25 protein-coding genes are annotated in these 26,983 nt (G+C 70.0%); 9 read left to right on the top strand and 16 right to left on the bottom strand.

What is annotated here, in order from left to right; genetic code table 11:
• Positions 1-61: 61 nt before the first annotated feature.
• Both ACWDX9_RS06460 and ACWDX9_RS06455 read right to left on the bottom strand, forming a co-directional pair.
• Complete coding sequence (locus ACWDX9_RS06460; protein ID WP_185071497.1) at positions 62-481, bottom strand: roadblock/LC7 domain-containing protein; 420 nt, start codon at positions 479-481, stop codon at positions 62-64.
• Complete coding sequence (locus ACWDX9_RS06455) at positions 478-3,069, bottom strand: nitrate- and nitrite sensing domain-containing protein (RefSeq protein WP_449949747.1); 2,592 nt, start codon at positions 3,067-3,069, stop codon at positions 478-480. The genes ACWDX9_RS06460 and ACWDX9_RS06455 overlap by 4 nt, the downstream gene beginning before the upstream one ends.
• Before the next feature lie 311 nt (positions 3,070-3,380).
• Between ACWDX9_RS06455 and ACWDX9_RS06450 the strand changes: the two genes are divergently transcribed.
• The 5 genes from ACWDX9_RS06450 to ACWDX9_RS06430 are packed head-to-tail and all read left to right on the top strand — an operon-like array spanning position 3,381 to position 8,826.
• Positions 3,381-4,460 (top strand): quaternary amine ABC transporter ATP-binding protein, encoded by a 1,080-nt coding sequence (locus ACWDX9_RS06450; RefSeq protein WP_449949745.1) that lies wholly within the window; start codon positions 3,381-3,383, stop codon positions 4,458-4,460.
• Positions 4,457-6,373 (top strand): ABC transporter permease, encoded by a 1,917-nt coding sequence (locus ACWDX9_RS06445; RefSeq protein ID WP_449949742.1) that lies wholly within the window; start codon positions 4,457-4,459, stop codon positions 6,371-6,373. The genes ACWDX9_RS06450 and ACWDX9_RS06445 overlap by 4 nt, the downstream gene beginning before the upstream one ends.
• The gene (locus tag ACWDX9_RS06440; protein ID WP_449949741.1) at positions 6,370-7,341 is read left to right on the top strand and encodes an ABC transporter substrate-binding protein; all 972 of its coding nucleotides are present in this window, start codon (positions 6,370-6,372) and stop codon (positions 7,339-7,341) included. Before ACWDX9_RS06445 ends, ACWDX9_RS06440 begins: the two co-directional genes overlap by 4 nt.
• Before the next feature lie 51 nt (positions 7,342-7,392).
• Positions 7,393-8,334, top strand: coding sequence for an ABC transporter substrate-binding protein (locus tag ACWDX9_RS06435; RefSeq protein ID WP_449949738.1), 942 nt, complete (start codon positions 7,393-7,395; stop codon positions 8,332-8,334).
• Between the two features lie 54 nt (positions 8,335-8,388).
• Entirely contained in the window at positions 8,389-8,826 is a 438-nt protein-coding gene (locus ACWDX9_RS06430) for a GbsR/MarR family transcriptional regulator (RefSeq protein WP_449949735.1), read from the top strand.
• A 4-nt stretch (positions 8,827-8,830) separates the two neighbouring features.
• On the opposite strand, the gene ACWDX9_RS06425 is transcribed toward ACWDX9_RS06430, so the two are convergent.
• A complete protein-coding gene (locus tag ACWDX9_RS06425) occupies positions 8,831-9,610 on the bottom strand; it encodes an ABC transporter permease (protein WP_449949733.1) in 780 nt (259 codons plus the stop codon).
• Positions 9,607-10,545 (bottom strand): ATP-binding cassette domain-containing protein, encoded by a 939-nt coding sequence (locus tag ACWDX9_RS06420; protein WP_449949730.1) that lies wholly within the window; start codon positions 10,543-10,545, stop codon positions 9,607-9,609. The genes ACWDX9_RS06425 and ACWDX9_RS06420 overlap by 4 nt, the downstream gene beginning before the upstream one ends.
• An 82-nt stretch (positions 10,546-10,627) precedes the next feature.
• On the opposite strand from ACWDX9_RS06420, the gene ACWDX9_RS06415 reads away from it, so the two are divergent.
• Positions 10,628-11,392: a TetR/AcrR family transcriptional regulator gene (locus ACWDX9_RS06415; RefSeq protein WP_364250880.1), complete on the top strand. Its 765-nt coding sequence runs from the start codon at positions 10,628-10,630 to the stop codon at positions 11,390-11,392.
• Between the two features lie 18 nt (positions 11,393-11,410).
• Here the strand turns inward: ACWDX9_RS06415 and ACWDX9_RS06410 are convergent, their stop codons facing one another.
• On the bottom strand, positions 11,411-11,860 hold the full coding sequence (locus tag ACWDX9_RS06410; protein ID WP_449949728.1) for a MarR family transcriptional regulator: 450 nt from the start codon (positions 11,858-11,860) through the stop codon (positions 11,411-11,413).
• A gap of 70 nt (positions 11,861-11,930) precedes the next feature.
• Here ACWDX9_RS06410 and ACWDX9_RS06405 point away from each other — a divergent pair, with 70 nt between their 5' ends.
• Entirely contained in the window at positions 11,931-12,719 is a 789-nt protein-coding gene (locus ACWDX9_RS06405) for a nitroreductase/quinone reductase family protein (RefSeq protein ID WP_449949727.1), read from the top strand.
• Here the strand turns inward: ACWDX9_RS06405 and ACWDX9_RS06400 are convergent.
• The 7 genes from ACWDX9_RS06400 to ACWDX9_RS06370 all read right to left on the bottom strand — a co-directional run bounded on the left by ACWDX9_RS06400 (position 12,716) and on the right by ACWDX9_RS06370 (position 21,050).
• Entirely contained in the window at positions 12,716-13,294 is a 579-nt protein-coding gene (locus ACWDX9_RS06400; protein WP_192790679.1) for a GTP-binding protein, read from the bottom strand. The genes ACWDX9_RS06405 and ACWDX9_RS06400 overlap by 4 nt on opposite strands.
• The gene (locus ACWDX9_RS06395) at positions 13,275-13,637 is read right to left on the bottom strand and encodes a DUF742 domain-containing protein (RefSeq protein WP_185071484.1); all 363 of its coding nucleotides are present in this window, start codon (positions 13,635-13,637) and stop codon (positions 13,275-13,277) included. Before ACWDX9_RS06395 ends, ACWDX9_RS06400 begins: the two co-directional genes overlap by 20 nt.
• A 26-nt stretch (positions 13,638-13,663) precedes the next feature.
• Positions 13,664-14,086 (bottom strand): roadblock/LC7 domain-containing protein, encoded by a 423-nt coding sequence (locus ACWDX9_RS06390; RefSeq protein ID WP_185071483.1) that lies wholly within the window; start codon positions 14,084-14,086, stop codon positions 13,664-13,666.
• A 21-nt stretch (positions 14,087-14,107) separates the two neighbouring features.
• Positions 14,108-16,918, bottom strand: a complete 2,811-nt coding sequence (locus tag ACWDX9_RS06385) for a nitrate- and nitrite sensing domain-containing protein (protein ID WP_449949725.1) — start codon at positions 16,916-16,918, stop codon at positions 14,108-14,110.
• A 163-nt stretch (positions 16,919-17,081) separates the two neighbouring features.
• Positions 17,082-19,307 carry a [protein-PII] uridylyltransferase gene (locus tag ACWDX9_RS06380; RefSeq protein ID WP_449949722.1) on the bottom strand — a complete coding sequence of 742 codons (2,226 nt, stop codon included), beginning with the start codon at positions 19,305-19,307 and terminating at the stop codon, positions 17,082-17,084.
• A gap of 97 nt (positions 19,308-19,404) precedes the next feature.
• Positions 19,405-19,743 carry a P-II family nitrogen regulator gene (locus ACWDX9_RS06375; RefSeq protein WP_185071480.1) on the bottom strand — a complete coding sequence of 113 codons (339 nt, stop codon included), beginning with the start codon at positions 19,741-19,743 and terminating at the stop codon, positions 19,405-19,407.
• Complete coding sequence (locus ACWDX9_RS06370; protein ID WP_449949719.1) at positions 19,740-21,050, bottom strand: ammonium transporter; 1,311 nt, start codon at positions 21,048-21,050, stop codon at positions 19,740-19,742. The genes ACWDX9_RS06375 and ACWDX9_RS06370 overlap by 4 nt, the downstream gene beginning before the upstream one ends.
• Positions 21,051-21,254: 204 nt before the next feature.
• On the opposite strand from ACWDX9_RS06370, the gene ACWDX9_RS06365 reads away from it, so the two are divergent.
• Positions 21,255-22,184, top strand: coding sequence for an ABC transporter substrate-binding protein (locus ACWDX9_RS06365; RefSeq protein ID WP_449949716.1), 930 nt, complete (start codon positions 21,255-21,257; stop codon positions 22,182-22,184).
• Here ACWDX9_RS06365 and ACWDX9_RS06360 read toward each other — a convergent pair.
• Positions 22,165-22,947 carry an MOSC domain-containing protein gene (locus ACWDX9_RS06360; RefSeq protein ID WP_449949714.1) on the bottom strand — a complete coding sequence of 261 codons (783 nt, stop codon included), beginning with the start codon at positions 22,945-22,947 and terminating at the stop codon, positions 22,165-22,167. The genes ACWDX9_RS06365 and ACWDX9_RS06360 overlap by 20 nt on opposite strands.
• A gap of 9 nt (positions 22,948-22,956) precedes the next feature.
• Positions 22,957-23,760: an alpha/beta fold hydrolase gene (locus ACWDX9_RS06355; RefSeq protein WP_449949712.1), complete on the bottom strand. Its 804-nt coding sequence runs from the start codon at positions 23,758-23,760 to the stop codon at positions 22,957-22,959.
• A gap of 83 nt (positions 23,761-23,843) precedes the next feature.
• On the opposite strand from ACWDX9_RS06355, the gene ACWDX9_RS06350 reads away from it, so the two are divergent.
• Positions 23,844-24,410: a TetR/AcrR family transcriptional regulator gene (locus ACWDX9_RS06350; RefSeq protein ID WP_449949710.1), complete on the top strand. Its 567-nt coding sequence runs from the start codon at positions 23,844-23,846 to the stop codon at positions 24,408-24,410.
• A gap of 225 nt (positions 24,411-24,635) precedes the next feature.
• Here the strand turns inward: ACWDX9_RS06350 and ACWDX9_RS06345 are convergent, their stop codons facing one another.
• Positions 24,636-25,577 (bottom strand): sigma-70 family RNA polymerase sigma factor, encoded by a 942-nt coding sequence (locus tag ACWDX9_RS06345; RefSeq protein ID WP_357742941.1) that lies wholly within the window; start codon positions 25,575-25,577, stop codon positions 24,636-24,638.
• 106 nt (positions 25,578-25,683) lie between these two features.
• Positions 25,684-26,829 carry an imidazolonepropionase gene (gene hutI / locus ACWDX9_RS06340; RefSeq protein WP_449949707.1) on the bottom strand — a complete coding sequence of 382 codons (1,146 nt, stop codon included), beginning with the start codon at positions 26,827-26,829 and terminating at the stop codon, positions 25,684-25,686.
• Positions 26,830-26,983 lie beyond the last annotated feature (154 nt).

The following is a 26,983-nucleotide window of genomic DNA, read 5'->3' as shown; positions in this document are numbered from 1 at the left end:
TGTGCCACGATGCCAACGTCTACTCCCATCACCCTGTCTGTCCGGCCGCAGCGGGATCCCATCACGGACGCGCCGCCGACAGTTCCGCCCGCACGGCAGGCGTGAGCACCTGCCCGGCGCGCTCGACCAGGATCGTCATCTGATAGGCCACCAGGCCCATGTCGCAGTCGGGCGCGGCCAGCACCGCCAGGCAGGATCCGTCGCTGATCGACATGACCAGCAGCAGGCCGCGGTCCATCTCGACGAGCGTCTGGGTGACCCCGCCGCCTTCGAACACGCGCGCCGACCCCTGCGTGAGGCTGACGAGCCCGGCCGCGATAGCGGCCAGCTGGTCGGCGCGGTCTTTGGGGAAGCCCCTGGAGTACGCCATCGGCAGCCCGTCGGCGGACACGACCACCGCGTGCGCCACGCCGGGGACCTCGTCGACGAAGCTGCTGACCAGCCAGTTCATGTCCCTGGCCGCCTGGCTGAGCTCCTTCATGAGTCCTCCTCGAGCTCGGCGCGACCCTTGCGCACGCCCTGCTGGTAGCTGGCCAGCCTGTTGCGCAACCGGTCAGGCGACACGGGAGGAGCGGAAGCGGTCGGGGGTTTCGGACTCGCGGTGCCCGGTACCAGATTCGCCCTCGGAGTCCGCTTCGGCAAGCCTGAGTTGGTCATGCCGTTCTGCGCCGGTTCGGCGGCCGCGCCGGCCGCCTGCCAGCCCTGATCGGCGGGTGAGGACCAGGCCGGGTCGCGATGGTCGGCCGTGGGTGTCGTCTTGGTGAACCAGCCGCTCCCCTCGACGGCGGAGTAGATGGGCAGGAACTCCTCGTCCTTGGACTGCGCCGGCGGGGTGGCGAACGACGGGTAGGAGTCCGCCGGCCCGCCCAGGTCCGGCGGTAGCTGCTCGACCGAGTGCGCCTGCGACGAGCTGAACCAGGACGACGGCTCGGGCGCCGCGGGCATGATGTCCAGCGACGGATGCCCGTGCGGGGGCCCGGGAAAAGGGTCGGCGGGCGGCAGGGTCCCGAAGGACGGGTGCCCCGGGAAGGGCGCGGCCGGTGTCGGCGGGTGGGCCTGCCTGGGCACCGGGATGCGCGCCGGCACGGGCACCGCACCCGGCATCGCGCCCGACACCGCCGTGAGCAGCGCGGGCGGGATCAGCACCATGGCGGTCAGCCCGCCGATGTCCTGCATGCGCAGCTGGACGCGGATGCTGTGCCGCAGGGCCAGCCGGCCGACCACGAACAGGCCCATGCGCCGCGACACCGACACGTCCACGACGGGTGGGTTCGCCAGCCGCCAGTTGGCCTCGGCCAGCTCCTCGGCGCTCATGCCGATGCCGTGGTCGGTGACCGACAACATCAGCGAGCCGGTGTCGATGCGGCTGCTGGAGATGATGACCTTGGTGTCCCGCGAGGAGAACGAGACCGCGTTCTCGACCAGCTCGGCCAGCAGGTGCACCACGTCGGTGACGGCCTGGCCGGCGATGGCGACGTCCGACTGGACCTGGATGCTGACCCGGTCGTAGCTCTCGACCTCGCCGAGCGCGGCCCGGACGATGTCCATCAGCTCGACCGGCTCGCTCCACTTGCGGGCCGCCTCCTGGCCGGCCAAAACCAGGAGGTTCTCGCTGTTGCGGCGCATGCGCGTGGCCAGGTGGTCGAGCTTGAACAGGTCGCCGAGCCGGGTGTCGTCGCGCTCGCCGCGCTCCAGCCGCTCGATCAGCGTGAGCTGCCGCTCGACCAGCGTCTGGCTGCGCCTGGACAGGTTGACGAACATGGCGTTGACGTTCGCCCGCAGCTTGGCCTCGTCGCCCGCCAGCCGTACGGCCTCGCGGTGCACCTCGTCGAACGCGCGGGCGACCTCGCCGACCTCGTCCCTGGAGAAGATCCCGATGGGCGGGACCTCGGCCTGGACGGCGCCGTCGCGGGACTCGCGCAGGTGCTGGACGAAGTCCGGCAGCCGCCTGCCCGCGATCTCCAGCGCCTCGCCGCGCAGGCGGCGCAGCGGCCGCACGAGCGACCTGGCCACCCCGGTGGTGATGAGCAGGACCGCCACGAGCAGCGCGAGCACGGCGCCCGCGGTCACGAACGCCTGCTGCCGCTCATCCGCGCTGAGCGCCTCGCTGCGTGCCACGATGCCCTGGGCCTGGCGCTCCTCGACCTCGCGCATGGAGTCGACGACCACGTTGGCCGCGTCAAACCACTCCTTGGCGTCGTCGCGCTTGCTCAGGTCGAGGCCGCGCAGCGGCAGCCCCTTCGTGCTCCTGATCAGCACCAGCTCGCGCAGGAACAGCATGCGGTCGGCGGACCTGCCGTTGACGGTCTCGTCGAAGAAGCGGCGCTCGTCGGCGGTGGCCTCGGTCGAGTACGCCTTGCGCTCGTTCAGCTCCTTGGACTGCTCGCCGAGGAAGCGCTTGAGCTGGTCCTGGTCGAACGCGCCCTCGACGAGCACCGCGGTGACCAGCGCCTGCTGGTAGGAGACGCTCTCCTTCGCCCTGGCCAGGGCGTTCAGCATGCGGGTCTGGCGGAACAGCTCGTCGTCCACGCTGTCCTTGATCAGCTCGTTGTGGACGGAGAGCAGGTCGCCGATCACGGTCGTGTAGAGCTCGACGGCGGGGCCCGGGAGCAGGTTGGCCTCCAGCGCCTGCTTGCGCAGGCCGGTCAGGTCGTCCAGGCGGCTGAGCAGGTTCTCGAGCTGGTCGGCGCTACGGCCGCTGACCTCGGTCAGCAGTTGCCCGGCGGTGCCGCGCACCTGCCTGACGGCCAGGTCGGCCTGGTCCATCTGGGCCTGCACCGTGGAGAGCATGCCCGCCGGCCGGTTGCGCGCGATGTACCAGGCGGTCGTGGCCCGCTCGGCCGCGACCTGGTGGGTGAGCGCACCCAGCTCGGCGGAGAGCTGGGCGAACTGGTTGGTACGCGCGTAGTCACCGGCGGCGGACGTCCTGGCGAGCACCTGGATGCCGCCGAGCAGGACGGCGGCGGCCGTCGGGATCAGGATGAGGGCGACAAGGCGCGCGCGGACGCGCCAATTGCTCAGCCGCCAGTTGCCGTTACTGGCCTGCCTCTCACCCAACGCTGTAGTCACCGAACGCACCTCGCCCGAATCGGCGTATTTGAGGGGGCTGTGTCCCATGGGAAATCAGCTAAGTGCCGGCCAATTAGAACACATCCCACAGCAGTGTGGCCCACCCGAACATAACGCTACAAAAAGCAACTCGTGTGACTCAAGTGCCAAAACCTGGAGCTCCATGATTCATGATCGGAAAGCGGGAAATAACCCTTTAAAGAGTTGAATGTCCCCATGTGGGGCTTTAGTACGTTCCAATCCCATAACACCACAGGAGCATGGAGGTCTCTGGAGTGTCACGGCGTTGAGATTTCCGTTAATCGCGCCATATGTTGTGGCGGTCAAAGAAGGAGGCGAGGGTGGGGGATTCTCCCGACAGCGCGGCCATCACTGTTGAGGGCCTTTGGAAGATCTTCGGATCCAGGGCGCAGAAAGTCCTGGACAGCGAGGACAGGCATCTCGACCAGGCCGCACTGAGAGAGAAGACCGGCTGCACCGCCGCCGTCAGGGATGTGAGCTTCGAGGTGCGACCGGGCGAGGTCTTCGTGGTCATGGGCCTGTCCGGCAGCGGCAAGTCCACCCTCGTACGCTGCCTCACCCGGCTGATCGAGCCCAGCGCGGGCGAGATCAGGATCGGCGGCGAGGACATCGGCCGCGCCTCCCCCGCCCGGCTCCGCGAGATCCGCCGCCACCAGGTCAGCATGGTCTTCCAGCATTTCGGCCTGCTGCCGCACCGCAAGGTGATCGACAACGTGGCGTACGGGCTGGAGATCCAGGGCACCGCCAAGGCGGCCAGGCACGCGCGGGCGGCGGAGATCCTCTCTCTCGTGGGCCTCGACGGGTACGCCGACGCCTACCCCGACCAGCTCTCCGGCGGCATGCAGCAGCGCGTCGGCCTGGCCCGCGCGCTGGCCGTGGACCCGCAGGTGATGCTGTTCGACGAGCCGTTCAGCGCGCTCGACCCGCTGATCAGGCGTGACATGCAGGCCGAGGTGATCCGCCTGCACCGGGAAGTCGGCAAGACGATGGTGTTCATCACGCACGACCTGTCCGAGGCGCTGAAGCTGGGCGAGCGGATCGCGATCATGCGGGCGGGCTCGATCGTGCAGCTCGGCACCGCGGAGGAGCTGGTGGGCGCGCCCGCCGACGACTACGTGGCCGACTTCGTCCGCGACGTGCCCAGGAGCCACGTGCTGACGCTGCGCTGGATCTGCCGCGAGCCCGAGTCCGGCGAGCCGCTGGACGGGCCCGTCCTCCCGGCCACCACGCTCATCATGGACGCCATCGGCGCCTCGTCCGCCTCCTCCCGCCCCATCAGGGTGGTGGACGGCGACGACCTCGTGGGCGTCGTGGACCGCGTGGACCTGCTGACCTTCCTGTCCGGCGCGGACGTCTCGGTGAAGGCATGAGCTCCACCGCGGTCACCACGCCCTCGTCCCGGCTGAAGGTGCCGAGGTGGGCGGTCCCCGCCGGGGTGGCGGTCCTCTTCGTGGTGGCGTACCTGGTCTTCCGCGGCACGGCGACGCTGCCGCACGACAAGGAGGCGCCGCAGTTCCTGGCCGTCACCGACCTGCGCGAGTGGATCGACGACCACCGCAACGACAACCCGCTCTTCCTGTACTTCCTCAACTACATCCGGCTCTTCGTGGGCTGGCTGTACGGCCTCTTCCAGTCCGTCCTGTACGCGCTCGGCTGGCCCGGCATCACCGGCGTCATGGGCGCGCTGGCCTGGCTGGCGGGCGGCCGGCGGATCGGGCTGGCCGCGGTGGCGGGCGTGAGCGCGTTCGGCTTCCTGGGGCTCTGGCAGTCGAGCGTCGACACGCTGGCCCTGGTCGCGGTCTCGGTGCTGCTGTCGCTGGCGATCGGGATCCCGCTGGGTGTCTGGGCCGGGCTCTCGGGCCGCGTCCGGCGGGTGATCACGCCGGTGCTGGACGTCATGCAGATCATGCCGACGTTCGCGTACCTGGCGCCGCTCGCGCTGTTCTTCCACATCGGCGCCCCGGCCGGGGCCATCGCGACGATGATCTACTCGATCCCGCCGGCCATCCGCATCACCGCGCTGGCCATCTCCGAGGTCTCGCCCACGGCCGTCGAGGCGTCCGGCTCGCTGGGCGCGACGGGCCGGCAGACGCTGTTCAAGGTCTACCTGCCGCTGGCCAGGTCGACGATGGCGCTGGCGGTCAACCAGACGATCATGATGGCCCTGTCCATGGTCGTCATCGCCAACCTGATCTCCGCGCCCGGCCTGGGCGGCGACATCATCCGCGGCCTGTCGCGGGCGCAGGTCGGCATCATGCTCCCGGCCGGCGTGGCCATCGTCATCATGGCGGTGCTGCTCGACCGGACCATGATGGCGATCGCCCACCGTCAGCCGCACACGAAACCGAGCCCGGTCGATCTCGTCGCCGCCGGCGTGCTGGCGGTGGCCGGGGTCGCGCTCATTCCCGTGCTGCCCGGGACGTGGCCGGAGAGCCTCACGGTCAACTTCGTGGCCGAGGTGAACGACGCCGTCCGCTGGGCCGAGACCAGCTGGTACGGGGTGACCACGTTCATCAAGGACCTCACGACCGGCGTCCTGCTCAACCCGCTGGAGACGCTGCTCACCTCGTCCCCGTGGTGGCTGGTCGCCCTGGCGGTGCTGGCCGTGGCCTGGCGGGTCAGCGGCGTACGCGCGGCACTGACGGCCCTCGTCTGCCTGCTGGCCATCGCGCTGCTCGGCGTCTGGGAGCACACCATGCAGACGCTGACCACGGTCGTCGTCGCGGTGTTCGTCACGCTGGTCGCCGGCCTGCTGCTCGGCGTGGCCGCGGCCCGCTCGCCGCGATATTCGGCCGTGCAGCGGCCCATACTCGACGCCGCGCAGACCATGCCGGCGTTCGTCTACCTGCTGCCGGCGCTGGCGCTGTTCGAGACCACCCGGTTCACGGCGATCTTCGCCTCCGTCATCTACGCGGTGCCGCCGGTGGTGCGGCTGGTCGAGGACGGCATCAAGGGCGTGCCCGCCACGGTCGTCGAGGCGGCCACCTCGGCGGGCTCGACCTCGGGCCAGCTCCTGTGGAAGGTGCAGCTGCCCATGGCCAGGCGGGCGATCCTGCTCGCGGCCAACCAGGGCATCGTGATGACGCTGGCCATGGTGGTCGTCGGCGGTCTGGTCGGGGCGGGGGCCCTCGGCTACGACGTGGTCGTCGGATTCTCCCAGCGACCCGACTTCGGCATGGGCTTCGTGGCCGGCATCGCGACCGTGCTGCTCGGCGTCATGCTCGACCGCATCACGCAGGGCGCCGACAGGCGCCCCTCCCCCCGAAAAAGGAAAACCACATGAAGATTCGCCTGCTCGCAGGCCTTCTCGCCCTTGGACTCGCCGCTGTCGGTTGCGGCGGAGCCAAGGTCGAGACCTCTCCCAGCTCCTCCGCCGCCCCGGCGGCCTCCGGATCGAGCACCGCCACCGGGACCGTGAAGATCGCGATCAACCCGTGGGTGGGCTACGAGGCCAGCGCGAACGTCGTCGCGTACCTGCTGAAGAACGAGCTCCACTACAACGTCGAGCTGCCCGAGATCAAGGAGCAGCTCGCCTGGGAGGGCTTCGAGACCGGCGACGTCGACGTCATCATCGAGAACTGGGGCCACCCGGACCTGAAGAAGAAGTTCATCGAGGAGAAGAAGGTCGCGGCCGAGGCCGGCTCCACCGGCAACAAGGGCATCATCGGCTGGTACGTACCGAAGTGGATGGCCGACAAGTACCCGGACATCACCGACTACAAGAACCTCAACAAGTACGCCTCCCTGTTCAAGACCTCGGAGTCCAGCGGCAAGGGCCAACTCCTCGACGGTGACCCCAGCTACGTCACCAACGACGAGGCCCTGGTCAAGAACCTGAAGCTGAACTACAAGGTCGTCACCGGCGGCAGCGAGGCGGCCCTGCTCAAGTCCGCCACGCAGGCACAGGAGCAGCAGAAGGCGCTGCTGTTCTACTTCTGGACGCCGCACTGGCTCTTCGACAAGGTGGACCTGGTCCGCGTGAACCTGCCGGCCTGGACCGACGGCTGCGACGCCGACCCCAAGAAGGTCGCCTGCGACTACCCGGAGATGGACCTCGACAAGATCGTCAGCAAGAAGTTCGCGGACACCGGCGGCAAGGCGTACGAGCTGGTCAAGAACTTCAGCTGGACCAACGAGGACCAGAACGCCGTCGCCAACGACATGACCAACAACGGCCTGACCGGCGAGCAGGCCGCCAAGAAGTGGATCGAGGCCAACACCGCCAAGTGGCAGGCCTGGATCCCCAAGTGACCCCCTCTTGACCGCGGCCCCGGGCGGGGCCGCGGTCACCGGGAGACCCTCATGTTGCGAACGAACAAGCTCGTCGGGCCGCTGGTCGCGGCCCTGCTGCTGACGACCGCCTGCTCCGGCGAGGAGCCCGGCTCCGCCAAGGTGTCGAAGGGCGTCGTCAACATCGACATCCACGGCTGGGTCGGGTACGAGGCCCAGGCCGCCGTGCTGGCGTACCTGCTCGAACACGAGCTGGGTTACTCGGTGCACAAGCGGCCCATGAAGGAGAGCGATTCCTGGGAGGATTTCGAGGACGGCAAGGTCGATGTGATCGTCGAGAACTGGGGCCACAACGACCTGAAAAAGAAGTTCATCGAGCAGAAGAAGGTCGCTCTGTCGGCCGGGCTCACGGGGAACCAGGGCGTCATCGGGTGGTACGTCCCCGAGTGGATGGTGAAGAAATATCCCGACATTACGGACTACCGAAACCTCAATAAGTACGTGCACCTTTTCCGGACCGACAAAACCGGAAATGCCGGACAGGTCCTGGACGGAGATCCGACATTCGTGACGAATGACGAGGTGCTCATCAAGAACCTCGGGCTCAATTACAAGGTCGTCTACTCGGGCAGCGAGGCGGCGCTGATCAAGGCGGCCGAGTTCGCCACCAAGAACCGGACACCGCTGCTGCTGTATTTCTACGAGCCGCAATGGCTGTTCACCAAGGTCAAACTGGTCAAGGTGGCGCTGCCGCCCTATGCCCTGGGCTGCGACGACGACGCCAAGCGGGTCGCGTGCGACTACCCGCCGTACCTGCTCGACAAGATCGTCAGCAAGAAGTTCGCGCAGACCGGCGGCAAGGCGTACGAGCTGGTCCGCAACTTCATCTGGACCAACGACGACCAGAACTCCGTGGCCAGCGACATGATCAACGAGAAGATGACCGCCGAGCAGGCCGCCGAGCGGTGGGTGCGGGACAACAAGATCGTGTGGAAGGACTGGATCCCGCGCTGAGGCCCGGCGATCGAGGTGGCATGGGTGACAGTTGTTTCAGCCTAAACTGAACCCATGGCTCCTTCCGACGACCGCGAGCGGACGCTCGAGTGGGTCGAGCGCGTGGCGACCTTCTGCGGCGACGCCTGGGGCCTGGCCCCCATCACCGGCCGCGTGCTGGGCTGGCTGCTGATCTGCACCCCCGCCGAGCAGTCCGCCGGCGAGATCGCCGACGCGATCGGGGCCAGCCGGGCGTCCATGACGTCCAACCTGCGCCTGCTGACCTCCATCGGCCTCGTCCGGCGGCGCACCCGGCCGGGCGAGCGCACCACGTACTACCGCATCGAGGACGACGCTTTCGAGAAGGTCGTGCGGCAGCGGCTGGCCTCGTTCGCCGCGTTCGGGGAGATCGCGGAGGAGGGGCTGGAGCTGGGCGGGGAGGACGAGGAGCGGATCCGGCGCATCCGCTCGGCCCAGCACTCCATCGCCCTCCTCACCGACCGGGTGAAGTGACGCCCTACCGGTCGAGCCGCTGGTAGAGGCGTACCGACAGGACGGAGAAGACGGCGGTGATCACCACCGGCCAGATCATCGCCATCAGGACGGCGTGCTGGGCCACCCAGGAGTCGCCGCCCCAGCCGGGGTTCCCGAAGAGCTCCCTGGCCGCCGCCACCGTGGACGACAGCGGGTTCCACTCCGAGACCGCGCCCAGCCAGCCCGGCATCGTGTCAGGGGCGACGAAGGCGTTCGACAGGAAGCCGACCGGGAACTCCAGCACCTGGATCGCCACCACGCCGCCCGGATCCCTGAGCAGCAGCCCCAGGTACATGCCGACCCAGAGCAGCGAGAAGCGCAGCAGGAGCAGCAGGCCCACGGCGGCCAGCGCGCCCGGGAACGAGGACGGCCGCCAGCCCACCGCCAGGCCGCAGACCAGCAGCCCGCCCAGGATCAGGACCGAGTTGAGCAGGTCGGCCACGGCCCGGCCGATCAGCACGGCCGAAGGCGCCATGGGCATCGAGCGGAAGCGGTCGGTGACGCCCTTGGAGACGTCGGTGGCGACGGCCATCATGGTGGCGCTGAGGCCGAAGAGCATCGTCATGCCGTACATGCCGGGCATGAGGAACGCGAAGTAGCCGGCCCCTGAGGGCACCTTGACCGCGCCGCCGAACAGGTAGCCGAAGGCCAGCGTGATCACCACGGGGAAGAGGATCCCGAACACCACCGTCATCGGCTGGTTCGCCCAGTGGATCAGGTCGCGGCGGGCGACGGTCCAGCCGTCTGCCAGAGCCCATCTCATACGGCGCCCCCTCGGCGGTCGGTGAGGTTCAGGAAGACTTCGTCGAGCGTGGGGCGGCGCACCGCCACGTCCTCGGCCTCGATCCCGGCGGCCGCCAGGGCCGCGAGCGCCTCCGTGAGCGCCCGCACCCGGTCGCTCACCGGCGCGCTCACGTGCCTGGTGTCCCGATCGACCTCGGCCGGCCCCGAGGCCGCCCCGCGCACGATCCCGGCGGCCTCGTCGAGCCGCGCCGGGTCGTGGATCACCACGTCGAGCCGGTCACCCCCGAGCTTGGACTTGAGCTCGTCCGGCGTGCCCTCGGCCACCACCCGCCCGGCGTCGATCACCGCGATCCGGTCCGCGAGCTGGTCGGCCTCCTCCAGGTACTGCGTGGTCAGCAGCACGGTGGTGCCGGCGGCGACGAGGTCGCGCACCGCGCGCCAGATCTCCGTGCGGCTGCGCGGATCCAGCCCCGTCGTCGGCTCGTCGAGGAACAGCACGGGCGGCGCCAGGATCAGGCTGGCCGCGAGGTCGAGCCTGCGCCGCATGCCGCCCGAATACTCCTTGGCCGGCCCCTTGTGGTCCAGCCCGAACCGCTCCAGCAGCTCCTCCGCCCTGGCCCGGGCCCGCGACGGGCCGAGGTGGTGGAGGCGGCCGAACAGCTCCAGGTTCTGCCGCCCGGTCAGGATCTCGTCCACGGCGGCGTGCTGGCCGACGAGGCCGATGCTGCGGCGTACCTGCCGGGGCTGGGTCGCCACGTCGAACCCCGCCACCTCCGCGCGGCCGCCCGAGGCGCGCAGGAGGGTGGTGAGGATGCGGACGGTCGTGGTCTTGCCCGCGCCGTTGGGGCCGAGCAGGCCGTAGACCGTGCCCCGGCCCACGTCGAGGTCGATCCCGTCGAGCGCCGCCTTCTCGCCGTACTTCTTGCGCAGGTCCTGCGCGAGCACCGCCGGCATGCGTGCCCCCTCCCTTGATTCCGTACGCTGTACCGTACAGCATACGGTTCAAGACGACAACCGTACGGTGTACCGTACGGATGTGACCGTTGAGTACCCGGGAAAGGGCGACCCGGCGCGCAGCCTGGCGCTGCTCTGGCGCACCAGCGAGCGCGTCAGCCGCAAGGGCAAGCCCGAGCTGAGCGTCGACCGCATCGTGCGCGCGGCCATCGAGGTGGCCGACGCCGAGGGGCTGGCGGCGCTGTCCATGCGCCGCGTGGCCGAGCGGCTGGGCGTCGGGACGATGTCGCTCTACACGTACGTGCCGGGCAAGCCCGAGCTGTTCGACGTCATGCTCGACACCGTCTACGGCGAGACGGCCAGGCCGCAGGACGTGCCCGGGGGCTGGCGGGGCCGGCTGGAGCAGATCGCCAGGGAGAACTGGGCCCTCTACCTGCGCCATCCGTGGCTGCTGCAGGTGGCGTCGAGCCGCCCGGTGCTCGGGCCCAACGTCACCGCCAAGTACGACTACGACCTGCGCGCCGTGGACGGCATCGGGCTGACGGACCTGGAGATGGACTCGGTGATCACGCTGGTCGCCGGGTTCGTGCACGGGGCGGCGCGCGGCGCGGTCGAGGCGGCGCAGGCCGAGAGCCTGACGGGCATGACCGACGAGCAGTGGTGGGCCGCGCACGCGCCCTTCCTCAGCCGGATCACCGACGCCGCCCGCTACCCCACGGCCGCCCGCGTCGGCCAGGCGGCGGGCGAGGCGCTCAACGCCGCCTACAGCCCGGGGCACGCCTTCGAGTTCGGCCTGCAGCGCGTCCTCGACGGCGTCGAGGCCCTGATAAACCGCCGATCCGCCTGACGAGTTCAGCCCGACAGTTCAGCCCGACAGGGCCTTTTCGTAGGCCATCAGGGTGTCCACGAACATCCGCCGCTGCTCCGGCGTGAGCGGCTCCAGGGCCTCGCGCCAGGCCTTGGCGCCGTAGCCGAGCCACTCGTTGATCGACTCGTGGTGCCGGTCCGCGATGCTCACGATCGTACGGCGCCGGTCCGCGTCGTCCTCGCGCCGGTCCAGCACACCCTTCCTGCTCAGGTCCCCCACCATCAGGCTGACCGTCGCGGGCGCCACCTCCAGCCGGGCCGCCAGCTCGTTCACCGTCATCGGCCCGTCGAACAGCAGGTAGGCCAGCAGCGACAGGTGCCGAGGCGCCAGGGACAACGACTGCAGGTCAGGGGGCACCCCCAGCCGCTTGGCCCGCCCGACCATCCGCGGCATCAGCAGCAGCAGCGTCCTGATCCCGTCGTCCACGCTCAAGCCGTCTGTTGACATGTCCAACACCTTGATGTCTAAATTAGCTTTGCTTGCAAAGCAAATACGAAGCCTCGTCCAAGGATATGACGTGACCGATTTCAATCAGCAGGTGATCGAGGAGTTCCGGGCGAACGGCGGCAAGGTGGGCGGCATGTTCGAGGGCGCGCCTCTCGTGCTGCTCACCACCACGGGGGCCAAGACAGGCCGGCGGCGCACCAACCCGGCCGTCTACCTGCGGGACGGCGAGCGGGTCCTGGTGTTCGCCTCCAACGCGGGCGGCGCCGCCCACCCGGCCTGGTATCACAACGTGCTCGCCAACCCGAGAGTCATCGTCGAGCTGGGAGAGGACCGGTTCGCGGCCCGGGCGGTGCCGCTCGAAGGCGAGGAGCGCGACCGCCTGTACGCCCGCCAGGCCGCGATCGATCCCGCCTTCGCCGCGTACCAGCAGAACACCGAGCGCGTCATCCCGGTCATCGCGCTGTACCCCGAGCGCGAGCGGCTGGAGGCGTTCGGGGACGAGCTGGCCAGGATCCACGACCACCTCAGGGGCGAGCTGGCCAAGGTCCGCCAGGGGGCGCCCGCCGGCGACCTGCGGGCGCACTGCCTGGCCTTCTGCGACGCGATGACCTTCCATCACAACGGCGAGGACCGGGTGGCGTTCCCGCACCTGGAGAAGCTCTTCCCCGAGCTGAAGGAGCCCCTCGACCGGCTGCGCGCCGAGCACGCGGTGATCGCCGGTCTGGTCGCCGAGCTGCGGGAGGCCACCGAGCCGGCGACGCTGGAGCGCATCGCCGGCGAGATGGAGGCCCACTTCGCCTACGAGGAGGAGCACCTGGTGCCGGTGCTCAACTCGCTGGAGAGCGTCCCCTGGGGCTAGCGCACGGGTGCGGCACGCAGCCGTACGACGTGCTCCACCAGCGAGATCAGCGTCGCCTTGACCGACTCGCGGTTGCGGGCGTCGGTACGCACGATCGGGACGTGCGGCGAGAGCGCGAGCGCCTCCCTGACCTCCTGTTCGGCGTGCGGGAACTGCCCGTCCCAGCCGTTGACGCCGACGACGAACGGCAGCTTCGCCTCTTCGAAGTAGTCGATGGCGGGGAAGCTGTCGGCGAGCCGGCGGGTGTCGAGCAGCACGACCGCGCCGATGGCGCCGCGGACGAGGTCGTCCCACATGAACCAGAACCGGTGCTGCCCGGGCGTGCCGAACAGGTAGAGGATCAGGTCGCGGTCGAGCGAGAGGCGGCCGAAGTCCATGGCCACCGTCGTGGTCTGCTTGTTGGGGGTGAGACCGAGGTCGTCGATGCCCGCGGACGCGTCCGTCATCACCGCTTCTGTGGTGAGCGGAAGGATCTCGGACACCGCCCCCACGAACGTCGTCTTACCGACGCCGAACCCACCGGCGACGACGATCTTCGTCGACGTCAGCCCGGGGCTAGAGCCTGCGTAGTCCACTGAGCACCCTTTCGAGCATGTTGAGGTCAGGCTGTCCCTGGCTGAGGCGTGGCTGGTGCAGGCGGACGAGTCCTTCGTCGGACATGTCCGCCACGAGCACCCTGGCCACGCCCAGCGGGACGCGGAGCAGGGCCGAGATCTCGGCGACCGATCGGAACGACCTGCACAACTGCATGATGGCCTCCTGCTCGGGGGTGAGCATGGCCATCTCGTCGTCCGGGATCGACATCGACGAGATCAACGTCTCCATCGCGAGGTGATAGCGCGGCTCGGATCGGCCGCCCGTCACCGCGTAAGGACGAAACAGGGGCTCTTCGTCCCCAGCTCCGTCAACGCCGTACACGGCCCTCTCCCATCAGTTCCATCACATCACCGGGTCCTGGCGGCCTGGAGTTCAGCCCGCAGGGCCGGCGTGAGCGCCTGCCCGGCCCTGTCCACCAACAGCGTCATCTGGTACGCCACCAGGCCCATGTCACAGTCCGGGCCCGCCAGCACCGTCAACACGGAGCCGTCGCTGATGGCCATGACGATGAGCAGGCCGCGCTGCATCTCGACGACGGTCTGCGTCACAGAACCGCCCTCGAACACCCTGGACGCTCCCACGGTCAGGCTCAGCAGGCCCGCGGAGACCGCGGCGAGCTGGTCGGCCCGGTCCGGCGGGAAGCCTTCGGAGGCGGCCAGGCACAGGCCATCGGCCGATACGACGACGGCATGCGCGACTCCGGGCGTGTTACGCACGAAGTCGGTGATCAGCCAGTCGAACCTGTTCGCCTCGTGGCTAAGGGTTGTCACGCATCCTCCCCGGCGGGACGCTCACTCACTCTGTTCCTCCTGTCCACGTACTTCCTGGCGGCCCCGTCGCACACCCTGCTGGTAGCTGGCCATCCGGCTGCGCATCCGATCCGCCGAAACGGGCGGCATCGGAGCCGGCCGCTGCGGCTGCTGCGGCTGCGCCTGCTGGTTCGCCGTACCGGGAACCAGATTGGCCTTGGGGGTGCGCTTCGGGAGCCCGGCGGCGGTCATGCCGCCGAGGCTGGGCTCGGCGGCAGCGGCCGCCGCGCGCCAACCGGCGTCGGCCGCCGTTCGCCACGCTTCCTCCCCAGAGGGTACGGCTTGCGAGGGCTTGTCCTCACCATCTCCGGTCACCTGCGGCGCCGCCTCCTCCGGCGGCCTGCGGAACCAGGCGGACTCCACCGCCGCGAAGATCGGCAGGAACTCCTCCTGCTCCGGCTCCATCGGCGACACCTCGACCGAGGGCGTCGGGTCGGGCCGGCGCACGTCGTTCGTGGGGTACGACTGGGGCGGCGGAGGCGTCTGGAACGCGCCATTTCCGGATGGGTAGGAGCCCGTGCTCGGGAGCGACGGGTAGACGTTGGAGTCGAACGAGGATGGCTGCCTGCGGTAGGAGCCGCCGTCGGTGTCGGCGGTGAATCCGTTCACGCCCGCCCTGCCGGGGTCCGAATGGTACGGCCCGCTGTCGAACGAGCGCGGTCCCGGCGGTGTGCTCTCGGAAGTCTGGAAACCGTGCCTGGGAGCGGGTCCGTTGGGACGCCGGCCACTGTCGAAGGAGTCGAAGCTGCCGAACGACTTGAACGTCCCGTTCTGCAGGGGCGGGCCCGCCGGGGTGGGCACCGTACCGCCGCCGAACGCGGGCCGCTGCGGCAGCGGCTGCTGCTGCGTGCCGTCGACGATCAGCGTGGGCGGGAGCAGCACCATCGCGATCAGACCGGCGCCCTCGCCCCTCCTGAGCTGGACCCGGATGCCGTGGCGCAGCGCCAGGCGGCCGACCACGAACAGGCCCATGCGCCGGGAGACCGACACGTCCACGACGGGCGGCTCGGCCAGGCGGCGGTTGGCCTCGGCCAGCTCCTCCTCGGTCATGCTGATGCCGGTGTCGCTCACCGACAGCAGCGCGCCGCCGCCCTCGATGAGGCTGCTGGTGACGACGACCTGGGTGTTGCTCGGGGAGAACTGGATGGCGTTCTCGACCAGCTCGGCGACCAGGTGGACCAGGTCGTTCGCGGCGCTGCCGAGCACCGAGGTGGCCCGGTGCACCTTGACCTGGACGCGCTCGTAGCCCTCGACCTCCGACAGCGCGGCGCGTACGACGTCGACCAGCTTGGCCGGCTGGCTGCGCCGGCGGGTGGCCTCGTGGCCGGCCAGGACGAGGAGGTTCTCGGAGTTGCGGCGCATGCGGGTGGCCAGGTGGTCGAGCTTGAACAGGTCGGCCAGCCTGGTGCCGTCCTGCTCGCCCTTCTCCAGGCCGTCGATCAGCGAGATCTGCCGCTCGACCAGCGTCTGGGTGCGGCGCGAGAGGTTGACGAACATCGAGCTGATGTTGCTGCGCAGGTCGGCTTCCTCGCCCGCCAGCCGCACCGCCTGCTGGTGCACCTGGTCGAAGGCCCTGGCGACCTCGCCGATCTCGTCGTTGCCCTCGACCTCGATCGGCCGTACCTCGCCGACGGACGCGTCGCCGCTGGCCCGCAGCCGGTGCACCACGTCGGGGAGCCGGAAGCCGGCCACCTCCAGCGCCTCGGTACGCAACCGGCGCAGCGGGGTGACCATGGAGCGGGCGATCGCCACGGTGAGCAGCAGGACCAGCAGCAGCAGCGCCAGGATCAGGATCCCCGCGACGATCGCGTTGCGGATCTCGGACTCGCGCAGCTCCTTGCTGCGCAGGCTCACCTGGCCGGCCAGCTCCTTCTCGATGCCGTGCAGGACGTCGACGGCCACGGAGTTCTCGTTGAACCACTGCTCGCGGCTGCCGTTGGCGGAGATCAGGTTGTCGCTGATCCGCACGCCCGGCGCCCGGCCGCTGGCCAGCGTGACCGCGCGCGCCTTGGTGAGCTGGACGTTGACGTACTCGGGCTGCGAGGTGAGCGCCTTGGACAGCTGGAGCCCGACCTCGACGCCGGCCTCCGCGCCGACCTGGGAGATGTCGCTCTGCTCGCGGGCGTTGGAGGCGATGAACTGCTCGACCTCCTTGGCGTCCACGCGCGCGCTGTCGTAGGAGGCCTGGAGCAGCTGGACGCGCTGCCGGGAGACCTCCTCCTTGGCTGCGGCGAGCGCGCTCAGCGCGCGGAACTGGCCGATGATCTGCGGGTCCTCGGACAGCAGGCTCAGCTCGTCGTGCAGCTTGAGCAGGGTGTCGGTGAGGAAGTCGTACCGGATGGTCTCGGTCTGGCCCTCGGCGCGGATCCTCGGCAGCCGGCCCAGGTCGTACTTCACCTGCTGGGCGGCCTTGACGATGCGGGGACCGTACGAGTCGTCGATCGTGTCGAGGTCGGTGCTCACGGTCTTGACGAGCGTGTCCACCGCGGCCTTGCGCTGCGCGAGCGGCTGGGCGAGCTTCTTGCGCATGGCGCGGTTGGCGCCGATCCAGCCGCCCGTGTCACGCTCCAGCCCGATCGCCTGCAGCAGGTCGCGGATATGGGCCGCCTGCTCCGCCCCGGTCGCCGTGCGGTCGTAGTCACCGATGCTCTGCACCGATCCGACGACTCGCGCTCCCCCGAGCACGACGCCGGCCATGGTGGGCACCAGGATCAGGGCGGTGAGCCGCCACCGTACGCGCCAGTTTCTCAGGCCCAGGCGTGGCAGTGGCCGCTTTCCGCGGTCCCGCTTCACGGCTGGGCCGCTGTCGGAGTTCCCCGTCACTGCTTCCGCTACCCCTCAATCGTCCCGTCCCCGACGGGCCTTCAAGCCGTCCACAAGGTATCCGCAGGTTCTGACTTACCGGGCATTTCGGACACAATCGTTACACATGTGACCGGTAGTCGTGTGCTGTTGGTTATCGCAGTGCGGCCAGGACTTGATCGCGGACTTGTGCCCTCTGCGCGGCATCGCTGAGGGGGCGACCGGCGCGATCCACGACATAGAAGACGTCCACCGCCTCCGCGCCGAGAGTCTCCACGCGAGCGGCCCTCACGTCAAGACCACACTCGCCGAACGCCCGTCCGATACGCCACAGGAGCCCCGGCCTGTCATGGGCCCTGACTTCCACCACGGTGGCGGTCGCGGAGGCGTCGTCGACCAGTGTCACCCGAGGTGGAGCCACAGGTACCCGGGGCGGCCGCATGGCCCGCGCACGGCGGGCCAGCCGCTGCTCGATGTCAAGACGGCCAGCAAGGACGAGACGGAGATCGGACTCCAGCGTCGCGGGGTCGGGCGGGGAGCCGTACTCGGGGATGACGGAGAACTCGATCACCGCGGTGGAGCCCGCGGAGGCGGACGAGGCGGAGCGCACGATGAGCCGGTGCGCGGACAGCACGCCGGCGGCGCTCCAGAGCAGCCCCACCCGGTCGGGGGCGACGACCGTGACGGCTCCCCCGTTGACGCGGACGGCACCGCCGCCGTGCCGGGCGAGCGCGGTCTGGTCGGCCGACAGGGTCGGCGGCTTGGGCGGCGGCGAGCCGGCCAGCACGGACCTGACCCGGCGCACGAGGTCGGCGACGAGCCCGGCCTTCCAGCTGTTCCAGGCGGCCGGCCCGGTCGCGTTGCCGTCGGCCACCGCGAGCGCGGCCAGCAGGTCGAGGACCTCACGGGTGCCGACGGTGGCGGCGACCTTCTCGATCGTGACGGGGTCGTCGAGGTCCCTGCGGGTGGCGGTCTCGGGCAGCAGCAGGTGGTGGCGTACGACGGTGGCGAGGGTGTCGACGTCCTGCGCGGGCAGGCCGATACGGGTGGCGATGTCGCGGACCACGACCTCGCCGGTGGCCGAGTGGTCCCCGGGCCAGCCCTTGCCGACGTCGTGCAGGAGCGCGCTGATCAGCAGGAGGTCGGGACGGGAGACCTCGCGCGTGTGGCTGGCGGCGTTCGCGGCGGCCTCGATCAGGTGCCGGTCGACCGTGAAGCGGTGGATCGGGTTGCGCTGGGGACGGTGGCGTACGCGTTCCCAGTCAGGAAGCAACTTGACAAGGATGCCCGCCTGGTCGAGCTCCTCCCACACGGGCACGGCGGCGCGACCCGCGCCGAGGATCGACACCAGCGAGTCGCGTGCCTCCTCCGGCCACGGCACCGGCATGGGAGGCGACTGAGCTGCGAGCACGGACACCGTCGCGGGGGCGAGCGGCAGCCCGGAGTCGGCCGCCGCGGCGGCGGCGCGCAGCACCAGCACGGGGTCCTTGCGCGGGTCGATCCCCCTGGCGAGCACCACCTCGCCGCCGTGCTCGACCACGCCGTCCGCCAGCGGGCGGCGGCCTCGGGGAGCGGGGCCTGACACGAGTCTGTCAACGGTGCGCCAGGTGCCGTCGAACGCGTGGGAGATGGTACGACCCGCCTCGGCGAGCCTGCGCATGAGCGCCTCGGCGTCGAGCAGGCCGAGCACCCCCGCCACGGCGTCCTGCTCCTGCAGCACCAGCCGGTCGGTGCCGCGGGCGGTGACGACGTGCAGCGCGTGCCGCACGTCGAGGATGAACTCGTACGCCTCGCGCGCCCTGGGGCCGGGCGCCGATGCGACCCAGGCGGCCGCCACCGCCTGCATGGCCTGGACGTCGCGGAGGCCGCCGCGCCCGTCCTTGAGGTCGGGTTCGAGCAGGAAGGCCAGCTCGCCGCTCACCTGCGCCCGCTTGTCGGCCGCGTCACGCAGCTCGCCGAGGCGGCGCCGGGAGTCGGCCCGCCACTCGGCCAGCACCGCCTCCCTGGCCTTCCTGGTCAGCTCGGCGTCGCCGGCCACGTGCCGGGCCTGGATGAGGCCGAGCACGGCCTTCAGGTCCTTCCTGGCGACGGTCACCGCTTCCTCGACCGTCCGCACGGAGTGGTCGAGGTTGACCGCGGAGTCCCAGACCGGATACCAGATCCGGTCGGCGATCCTGGCCACGTCGGCCCGGCCGTTGTGCAGCAGGACCAGGTCGAGGTCGCTGCCTGGTGCCAGTTCGCCCCTCCCGAGGCTCCCGACGGCGACCAGTGAGACGTGGTCGCCGTCGCTCGCCGTGCGGAAGAGATCCTTGAGCCAGCGGTCGGTGTCCGCGGTCCGCTCCTTGCGGGCCGCGGCGTACGAACGGGTCTCTCCCCTCAATGCTGTGCCCCCTTGCCGAGCTCCTTGCTGGGCTCAGCCCGGACGCCGTCGTCCGGGCGTCGCCGTGGATCCGTCGTTTCGGCCGAGCCCCGCCGGGTCACAGGGCCTCAGGACCCCGCTCTCCCGTGCGAACACGGACGACGGTGTCCACCGGGACGGACCAGACCTTGCCGTCACCGATCTTGCCGGTGTGCGCCGCCTTGACGATGACGTCGATCACGTCCTCGGTGTCATCCTCTTCGGCGAGGACCTCCAGGCGGACCTTCGGCACCAGGTCGACCTGGTACTCGGCGCCGCGGTAGACCTCGGTGTGGCCGCGCTGGCGGCCGTAGCCGCTCGCCTCGCTGACCGTCATTCCCTTGATGCCGAACTGCTCCAGTGCGGCCTTCACGTCATCGAGCTTGAAGGGCTTGATGATCGCCGTGATGAGCCTCATGCGTCCACCTTCTTAGCTGCCGGGGCGGTGGGCCCGTTGGGGGAGGTCACGCCGGAGGCGTAGACCGTGCCGAGGTCATACCCCGTCTCGGCGTGCGCGGTGACGTCGATGCCGGTGCGCTCGTCGTCGACGGTGATCCGGAAGCCCATCGTCTTGTCGATGATCTTCCCGAGAACCCAGGTGATGACGAAGGAGTAGCCGCCGACCGCGACCGGGCCGAGCACCTGCAGGCCCAGCTGGCCGAATCCGCCGCCGTAGAACAGACCCTTGCTCTGCTGGTCGAGGAAGGGGTACGCGGCCAGGAAGCCGAGCGAGACGGCGCCGATGACGCCACCCACCAGGTGCACGCCGACCACGTCGAGGGAGTCGTCGAAGCCGAGCTTGTACTTCAGGCCGACGGCGTAGGCACAGAGGACACCGGCGAGCAGGCCGATGAGCATCGCGGCCCACGGGTCCACGAAACCACAGGCGGGAGTGATGGCGACCAGGCCGGCGACCGCGCCGGAGGCGACGCCGAGGCTGGTGGCGTGCCCGTCGCGCATCTTCTCCACGACGAGCCAGGCGCCCGCGGCGACCGCGGTGGCGATCTGGGTGTTCATGAACGCCAGGCCGGCCGTGCCGTCGACGGCCAGCTCGGAGCCGGCGTTGAAGCCGAACCAGCCGAACCACAGCAGGCCCGCGCCGAGCAGCACGAACGGGAGGTTGTGCGGCCGCATCGGCTCCTTGCGCCAGCCGGTGCGCTTGCCGAGCACGAGACACAGGGCCAGGCCCGCGGCACCCGCGTTGATGTGGACGACCGTGCCGCCCGCGAAGTCCTCGATGCCCATCGTGTTGAGCCAGCCGGTGCCCCACACCCAGTGGGCGATCGGGAAGTAGACGATCGTCGCCCAGAGGATGGAGAAGAGGATCCACGCCCCGAACTTCGCCCGGTCCGCGATCGCGCCGCTGATCAGCGCGACGGTGATGATGGCGAAGGTCAGCTGGAAGGCGGAGAAGACCAGGCTCGGCATGCCGGTGCCGTCGTCCTTGGTGGCCGTGTCCACCAGGCTCTGCAGGCCGAGTGCGTCGAAGCCGCCGATCACGTTGTTGATCGCCGAGCTCGGGTTGTCGGTGAACGCCAGCGAGTGTCCGAACAGCACCCAGGCGATGGTGACCGTGATGATGGCGCCGAACGACATCATCATCATGTTCAGGACGCTCTTGGCCCTGGTCATGCCCCCGTAGAAGAAAGCGAGACCCGGAGTCATCAGCAACACCAGCGCGGTGGCCGCGAGCATCCAGGCTGTGGTGCCGCTATCGATCTTCACGACGCGACCCTCCTTACATGTGACGTGTGGCCACAGCGTGTTCGTCCGGGGTTTCATGACTCGACCAGGCGTGTTTCACATTCGTGAATCTCGCCACACTGGTGTTTCGGACGCGTTTCGGTGTTCTCACTCCTCCCATTTCGGCTCAGCAATATCAGCCGTGAGATACTTAGGTTTGCCTAACCTTCGATCAAGGAATGCCGAATGCGTCTTCGCCTGGCCGTCGCCGCCATGCTCCCCGTCCTCGCCCTCGCCGCCTGCGGCACTTCCACGTCCTCGCAGGAGGCGGGACCGACCCGGACCGTCAAGCACGCCATGGGCGAGACGAAGGTGCCGATGACCCCCAAGCGGGTGGTGGTGCTCGACACGGACAAGCTCGACACGATGGTCTCGCTCGGCCTGGCGCCCGTCGGCGCGGCACAGGCCTCCCAGAACCAGAAGTGGCCCGCCTACCTCGGCTCGGCCCTGTCGGCCACCAAGGCGGTCGGCACCACCCAGGCCCCCAGCATCGAGGCCATCATGGCGCTCAAGCCGGACCTCATCCTGGGCAGCAAGTTCCGGCAGGAGGCCTTCTACGACAAGCTCAGCAAGATCGCGCCGACCGTGTTCACCGAGAAGGTGGGCATCACCTGGAAGGAGAACTTCCTGCTCGACGCCGAGGCGCTGGGCAAGAAGGACCAGGCCCAGCAGCTGCTGTCGGGTTATGAGACGCGGGCCAAGGAGGTGGGCGCGAAGTTGTCGAAGCTGAAGGTGAGCATCGTACGGTTCATGCCCACCGAGATCCGCATGTACGGGCCCGAGTCCTTCAGCGGCATCGTGGTGGGCGACGCGGGCATCCAGCGGCCCGAGGCGCAGAAGCTGGCCGACCAGGCCGACAAGCGCTTCGGCAAGCTGAGCCAGGAGAACATCGCCCAGGCGGACGCCGACGCGATCTTCTACACCGCGTACGGGGAGGCGGCCGTCAAGTCGCAGACCACGGTGACCGGCGGGCCGCTGTGGAAGAACCTCGGCGCGGTCAAGTCGAACAACGCGCACAACGTGGACGACGAGATCTGGATGACCGGAATCGGCGTCACGGCGGCCGGCAAGATCCTGGACGACCTGGACAAGTACCTCACGCCGCTGGCGTCGTAGGCCGCGTCAGGCGTACCCGGTCGCCTTTCCTGACCCTCCCGGGCCGCACCACTCGCGCGTACACCCCCGCGCAGGGCTGCGGCCCCATGTCGAACACGGGCACCCGGTTGTGCCTGGCCACCGTGCGCAGCGCGTCGGCATCGCGCCCGAGACTCCCGTGTTCGAGCGTCGGCACCGCGCAGCGCGGGCTGGCCACGATCACCGCCAGCACCACCTCGTCACCGATGCGCAGCTCGCGTCCCACCCAGTCGTTCTCCACGAACCCCTCCGCCTCCGTCCCGATCACCAGATTGGGCCGGTAGCGGAGGGCCTCGACGGTGCCACGCGGGCCGAGCGCGCCGATCCGCGCGATCGCGGAGGTCGTGATGAGGTGGATCGGGGCGAAGTCGAAGAACGTCCCGGCGGGCGAGGCGCCGCCGAGCGTGCCGACGGTGTGGGGGACCTCCGCCTCGATGCCCTCGGCCAGCACCCGTTCCGGCACCGAACGCTCGAACTCGGCGCCCTCCGGAGGCACGTCGATCAGCCGCACCTCGCGCCCGAGCAGCGTCGACAGCTCCTCGTCGCCGGGGACTCCGGTGCCCTCGATCGTGAGCAGGCCGCGCCAGAGGCGGGGGTTCTTGGCGCTGGCGATCTTCCCGGTGGCGACGTCGAGCACCGCCCGCGCGCGGTCCCCGGCCAGCCCGCGCTCGGTCACCTCGCTCTCGGTCAGCTCCTCCCCCAGCATCGACTTGACGGGGTAGCGCCGCACGGCCTCCAGATACATGGGGCGATCTTACGGCTGCGCCCAGAACCGCCTCAGATGCGGCACCAGCTCATCCGCCCGATCGTCGGGGAAGAACAACCGCCCGCCCTCGATCTCGACGATCTCCTTGACGCCGGGGATCGTGTCCCGCAGCCACCGGGCCCAGCTCACGTCGAAGAACACGTCTCCCGTGCCCCAGACCAGGAGCGTCGGCACGGTCAGCACGGTGAGCTGCGGCTCGATGGCGATCATGTCCTTGGCGTCGATGGAGGTCAGCAGGCGCTCGAAGGCACGGCCGCCATCGGGCTTGGCGAAGATCGGCCGCAGGTACGCCTCCACCAGCGCCGCCGGGTCGTCGATCCGCTCGTAGCCCTCGCCGTACGCGGTCTGGGCCAGGAGCTCCGGCTGGTCCAGGACGAGCGCGGTGAGCGGGGCCAGCTCGCCCTTGGCGGCCAGGTCGACCGTGGGCTCGAACGCCTCGGGCGGGGTGTTGGTGTGGACGTCGCAGTTGGTGAGGGTGAGCGTACGCAGGCGCTCGCGGTGGCGTACGGCGAAGACCTGGGCCACGGCGCCGCCGGTGTCGTTGGCGACGAGATCCACCTCGGTGAGCCCGAGCCCTTCGCACAGCTCCTCGACGGCCTCGGCCAGCGCGGGGATCGACAGATCGTCGCGCGGGTCGCTGCCGCCGTGCAGCGGCAGGTCGATGGCCACGCAGCGGCGCTCGTCGCGGAACGCGGCGATGACGTTGCGCCACAGGTACGAGCTGGTGCCGACGCCGTGCACGAACAGGCTGACCGGCCCGTCCCCCACGTCGACGTAGCTGATGCCCTCCATGGAACCCTCCTTGAGCCAGATTACAAACCGACTGTCGGTCTACGAAATTACCGACTGACGGTCGGTTTGTCTACAGTGGGTCCATGAACCTCAAGGCGGAGCGCGGCGCGGCCACCCGCGACAGGGTCCTGGCGATCGCCACGCGGCTGTTCGCCGACCGGGGCTACGACGACACCTCCATCGAGGTGGTGCTGCAGGAGTCGGGGCTGAGCCGGGGGGCGCTGTACCACCACTACGCCGGCAAGGACGCCCTCTTCGAGGCGGTGCTGGAGGCCACGGAGTCGGCCATCGGCGGCAAGATCCTGGCAGCCGTCCGCGGCATCACCGACCCGGCGGCGGCCCTCCGCGCCGGCGTGCTGGCCTGGATCTCACTCGCCGGGGACCCGGTCATCCAGCGCATCGTCCTCATCGACGCGCCTGCGGTGATGGGCTGGGAACGGTGGCGGGCCATGGAGGAGCGCTACTCGTTCGGGATGCTGAAGGAGGCTCTGGGGGCCACGGGGGCGGTGCCGGCCGAGTTCCTGGACCTGCACGCGCACATGCTGCTGGCGGCCGTCAACGAGAGCGCCCTGATGGTGGCCCGCGGCGGCGACCCCACCACCGCGGTGGCAGCCGTCGAAGAGTTCCTCCGCCGCCTCCTCCGGCACTGAAGTCCAGCGCCTCGGCCAACGCGGGCCGCCCGCCGTCGAAGGCGCCGGGCTCCACCGCACACCGACCCACCGACGTGCCACACCGCCACGCCCACCCGCGCCCGTCACCCCGAAGCGCCGCGTCGGCGGGACGTGGGACGGCGGGGCCCGGCGCCCACCACAGCGCCCAGCCCGACAACGCCCGCACCCCGGGCAGCCCCCGGGGTCAGGCGTGGGTGGGGCCGGTCAGGCGGCTGCGGTGGCCATTTTGCGGAGGCGGGCCAGGGCGTCGCGTTCGATGCGGCGGGCGCGGTCGCGGCCGATGCCGTAGCGCTCCCCCACCTCCGTGAGCGTGTGCTCGCGCCCGTCCACCAGCCCGTACCGCCACCGCAGCATCTCGCTGGTGTCGCCCTCGAGCCCCGTCAGCCACTGGTCCAGCCGCTCGCGCTCCAGGATGTCGATGGCCTGCTGCTCGGGATCGGCCCACGTCTCGTCGGCGATCATGTCGCCGAGCTCCGTCTCGTCCTCGTCGCCCACCCCGAGCTGGAGCGAGACCGGGTCGGAGGCCCAGCGCCGCAGCTCGCGCACGCGCTCGATCGGCAGGTCGAGGATCTCGGCGAGATCGTCGTCCGTGGGCTCGGCGTCGAACTCCGCCAGTATGTCGCGGCGGACCCGCATCAGCCGCGTCATCTGCTCCCCCGCGTGCGTGGGCAGGCGCACCGGGCGGGCCTGCTCGTGGATGGCACGCCCCACCGACTGCCGGATCCACCACGTCGCGTACGTGGAGAACTTGTAGCCCCGCCGGTAGTCGAACTTCTCCACCGCCCTGACCAGCCCCAGGTTCCCCTCCTGCACCAGGTCGATCAGGGGCATCCCCCGCCCCGAGTATTTCCGGGCCACCGCCACCACCAGGCGCAGGTTGGCCTGGATGAACTCGTCCTTCGCCCGCTGGCCGGAGATGGCCAGGCGCTCCAGCTCCTCGTCGGCCGCATCCCCGATGCGCGGCTCCGAGCCCCCACTGTCGAGCAGCTGCTCGGCGAAGAGACCCGCCTCGATCCGCTTGGCGAGCTCCACCTCTTCCTCCGCCGTGAGCAGCGGGACCCGGCCGATTTCGGCCAGATATGTCCCCAGCAGATCGCGCTCAGCGATGTGCTGCTCCTGCGTGCGACTCCCCGTAGGCCTTGCCATCCCCTGGCACCTCGTTCCGCAGCTGCGTTCTATATCCGGCCAACGTGCGGCCAGACGCAAAGATTCCCTAAAGCAGTACGTCGCTGGGATGGTTCTGGATGTCCTCCTAAAGGAGGAGACCGCCGCGAAACACCTGGTGAACGAGGGGGACGCCGGGCCGGTAAGCAAGGTGTACATAGGAGGGGGCATCGAGCACGACGAGGTCCGCACGGGTCCCGGGGCGTAGCCAGCCTACGTCCGTACGGCGCAGCGCGCGCGCCCCGCCGTACGTCGCGGCCCTGATCGCCTCCAGCGGCGTCATCCGCATCTCGCGGACGGCCAGCGCCACGCAGAACGCCATCGACGACGTGAACGACGACCCCGGGTTGCAGTCGGTCGCCAGCGCCACGGTCGCCCCCGCGTCGATCAGCCGCCGGGCGTCCGGGTACGGCGACCGCGTCGAGAACTCCGCCCCCGGCAGCAGCGTCGCCACCGTGTCCGACGACGCCAGCGCGTCCACGTCGGCCGGCGTCAGATGGGTGCAGTGGTCGGCCGAGGCGGCGCCCAGCTCGCACGCGATGCGTACGCCGGGCCCCTCCCCGAGCTGGTTGGCGTGCACCCGCACCCCCAGCCCCGCCTTGAGCCCGGCGCCCAGGATCTCGCGCGTCTGGTCGCCGTCGAAGGCCCCACGCTCGCAGAACACGTCGACCCACTTGGCGTGCGGGGCGCACGCGTCGAGCATCTCCCCGGCGACCAGCCGCACGTAGGAGTCGGCGTCCATGCCGGCCGGCACGACGTGCGCCCCCAGGAACGTGGTCTCGCCGGTCAGCCCGGCGGCGATCTCCAGCGAGCGCCGCTCGTCCTCGACGGTCAGGCCGTACCCGCTCTTGATCTCGACGGTCGTGGTGCCCTGGGCCAGCATCTCGTCCACCAGCGCACGCGCGTGGGCGGCCAGCTCGGCGTCGCCGGCTTGCCGGGTGGCGGCGACCGTGGTCCTGATGCCGCCACCGGTGTACGGCTCGCCGGACATGCGGGCCTGGAACTCGGCCGTCCGGTCACCCGCGAAGATCAGGTGGGCGTGGCTGTCCACGAAGCCGGGGATGACGGCGCGGCCCTCGACATCCACCCGCTCGTCGGCGTCGGGGGCCTGCGCGGCGGGCCCGGCCCAGGAGATCAGGCCGTCCTCCATGACCAGCGCCGCGTCGGGGATCTCCTCGCGCTCGGGGTCGCCGGTGTACAGCGAGCCGATCCCGTCGATCAGCGTCGTGCTCATCTCACCCTCCGTATCGCCTCTGCCAGCAGGGATCCGACGTCGCCGAGCCGGTGCCGCCCGTCCGTGACGACGCGGCGGCCGCCGGAGACCACCGAGTGCACGTCCGATCCCTGCTGGCAGAGGCGATACGGAGGGTGAGATGAGCACGACGCTG

The organism is Nonomuraea sp. NPDC003201 (assembly GCF_053590415.1).
This window is presented reverse-complemented; position numbering and strand designations above follow the sequence as displayed.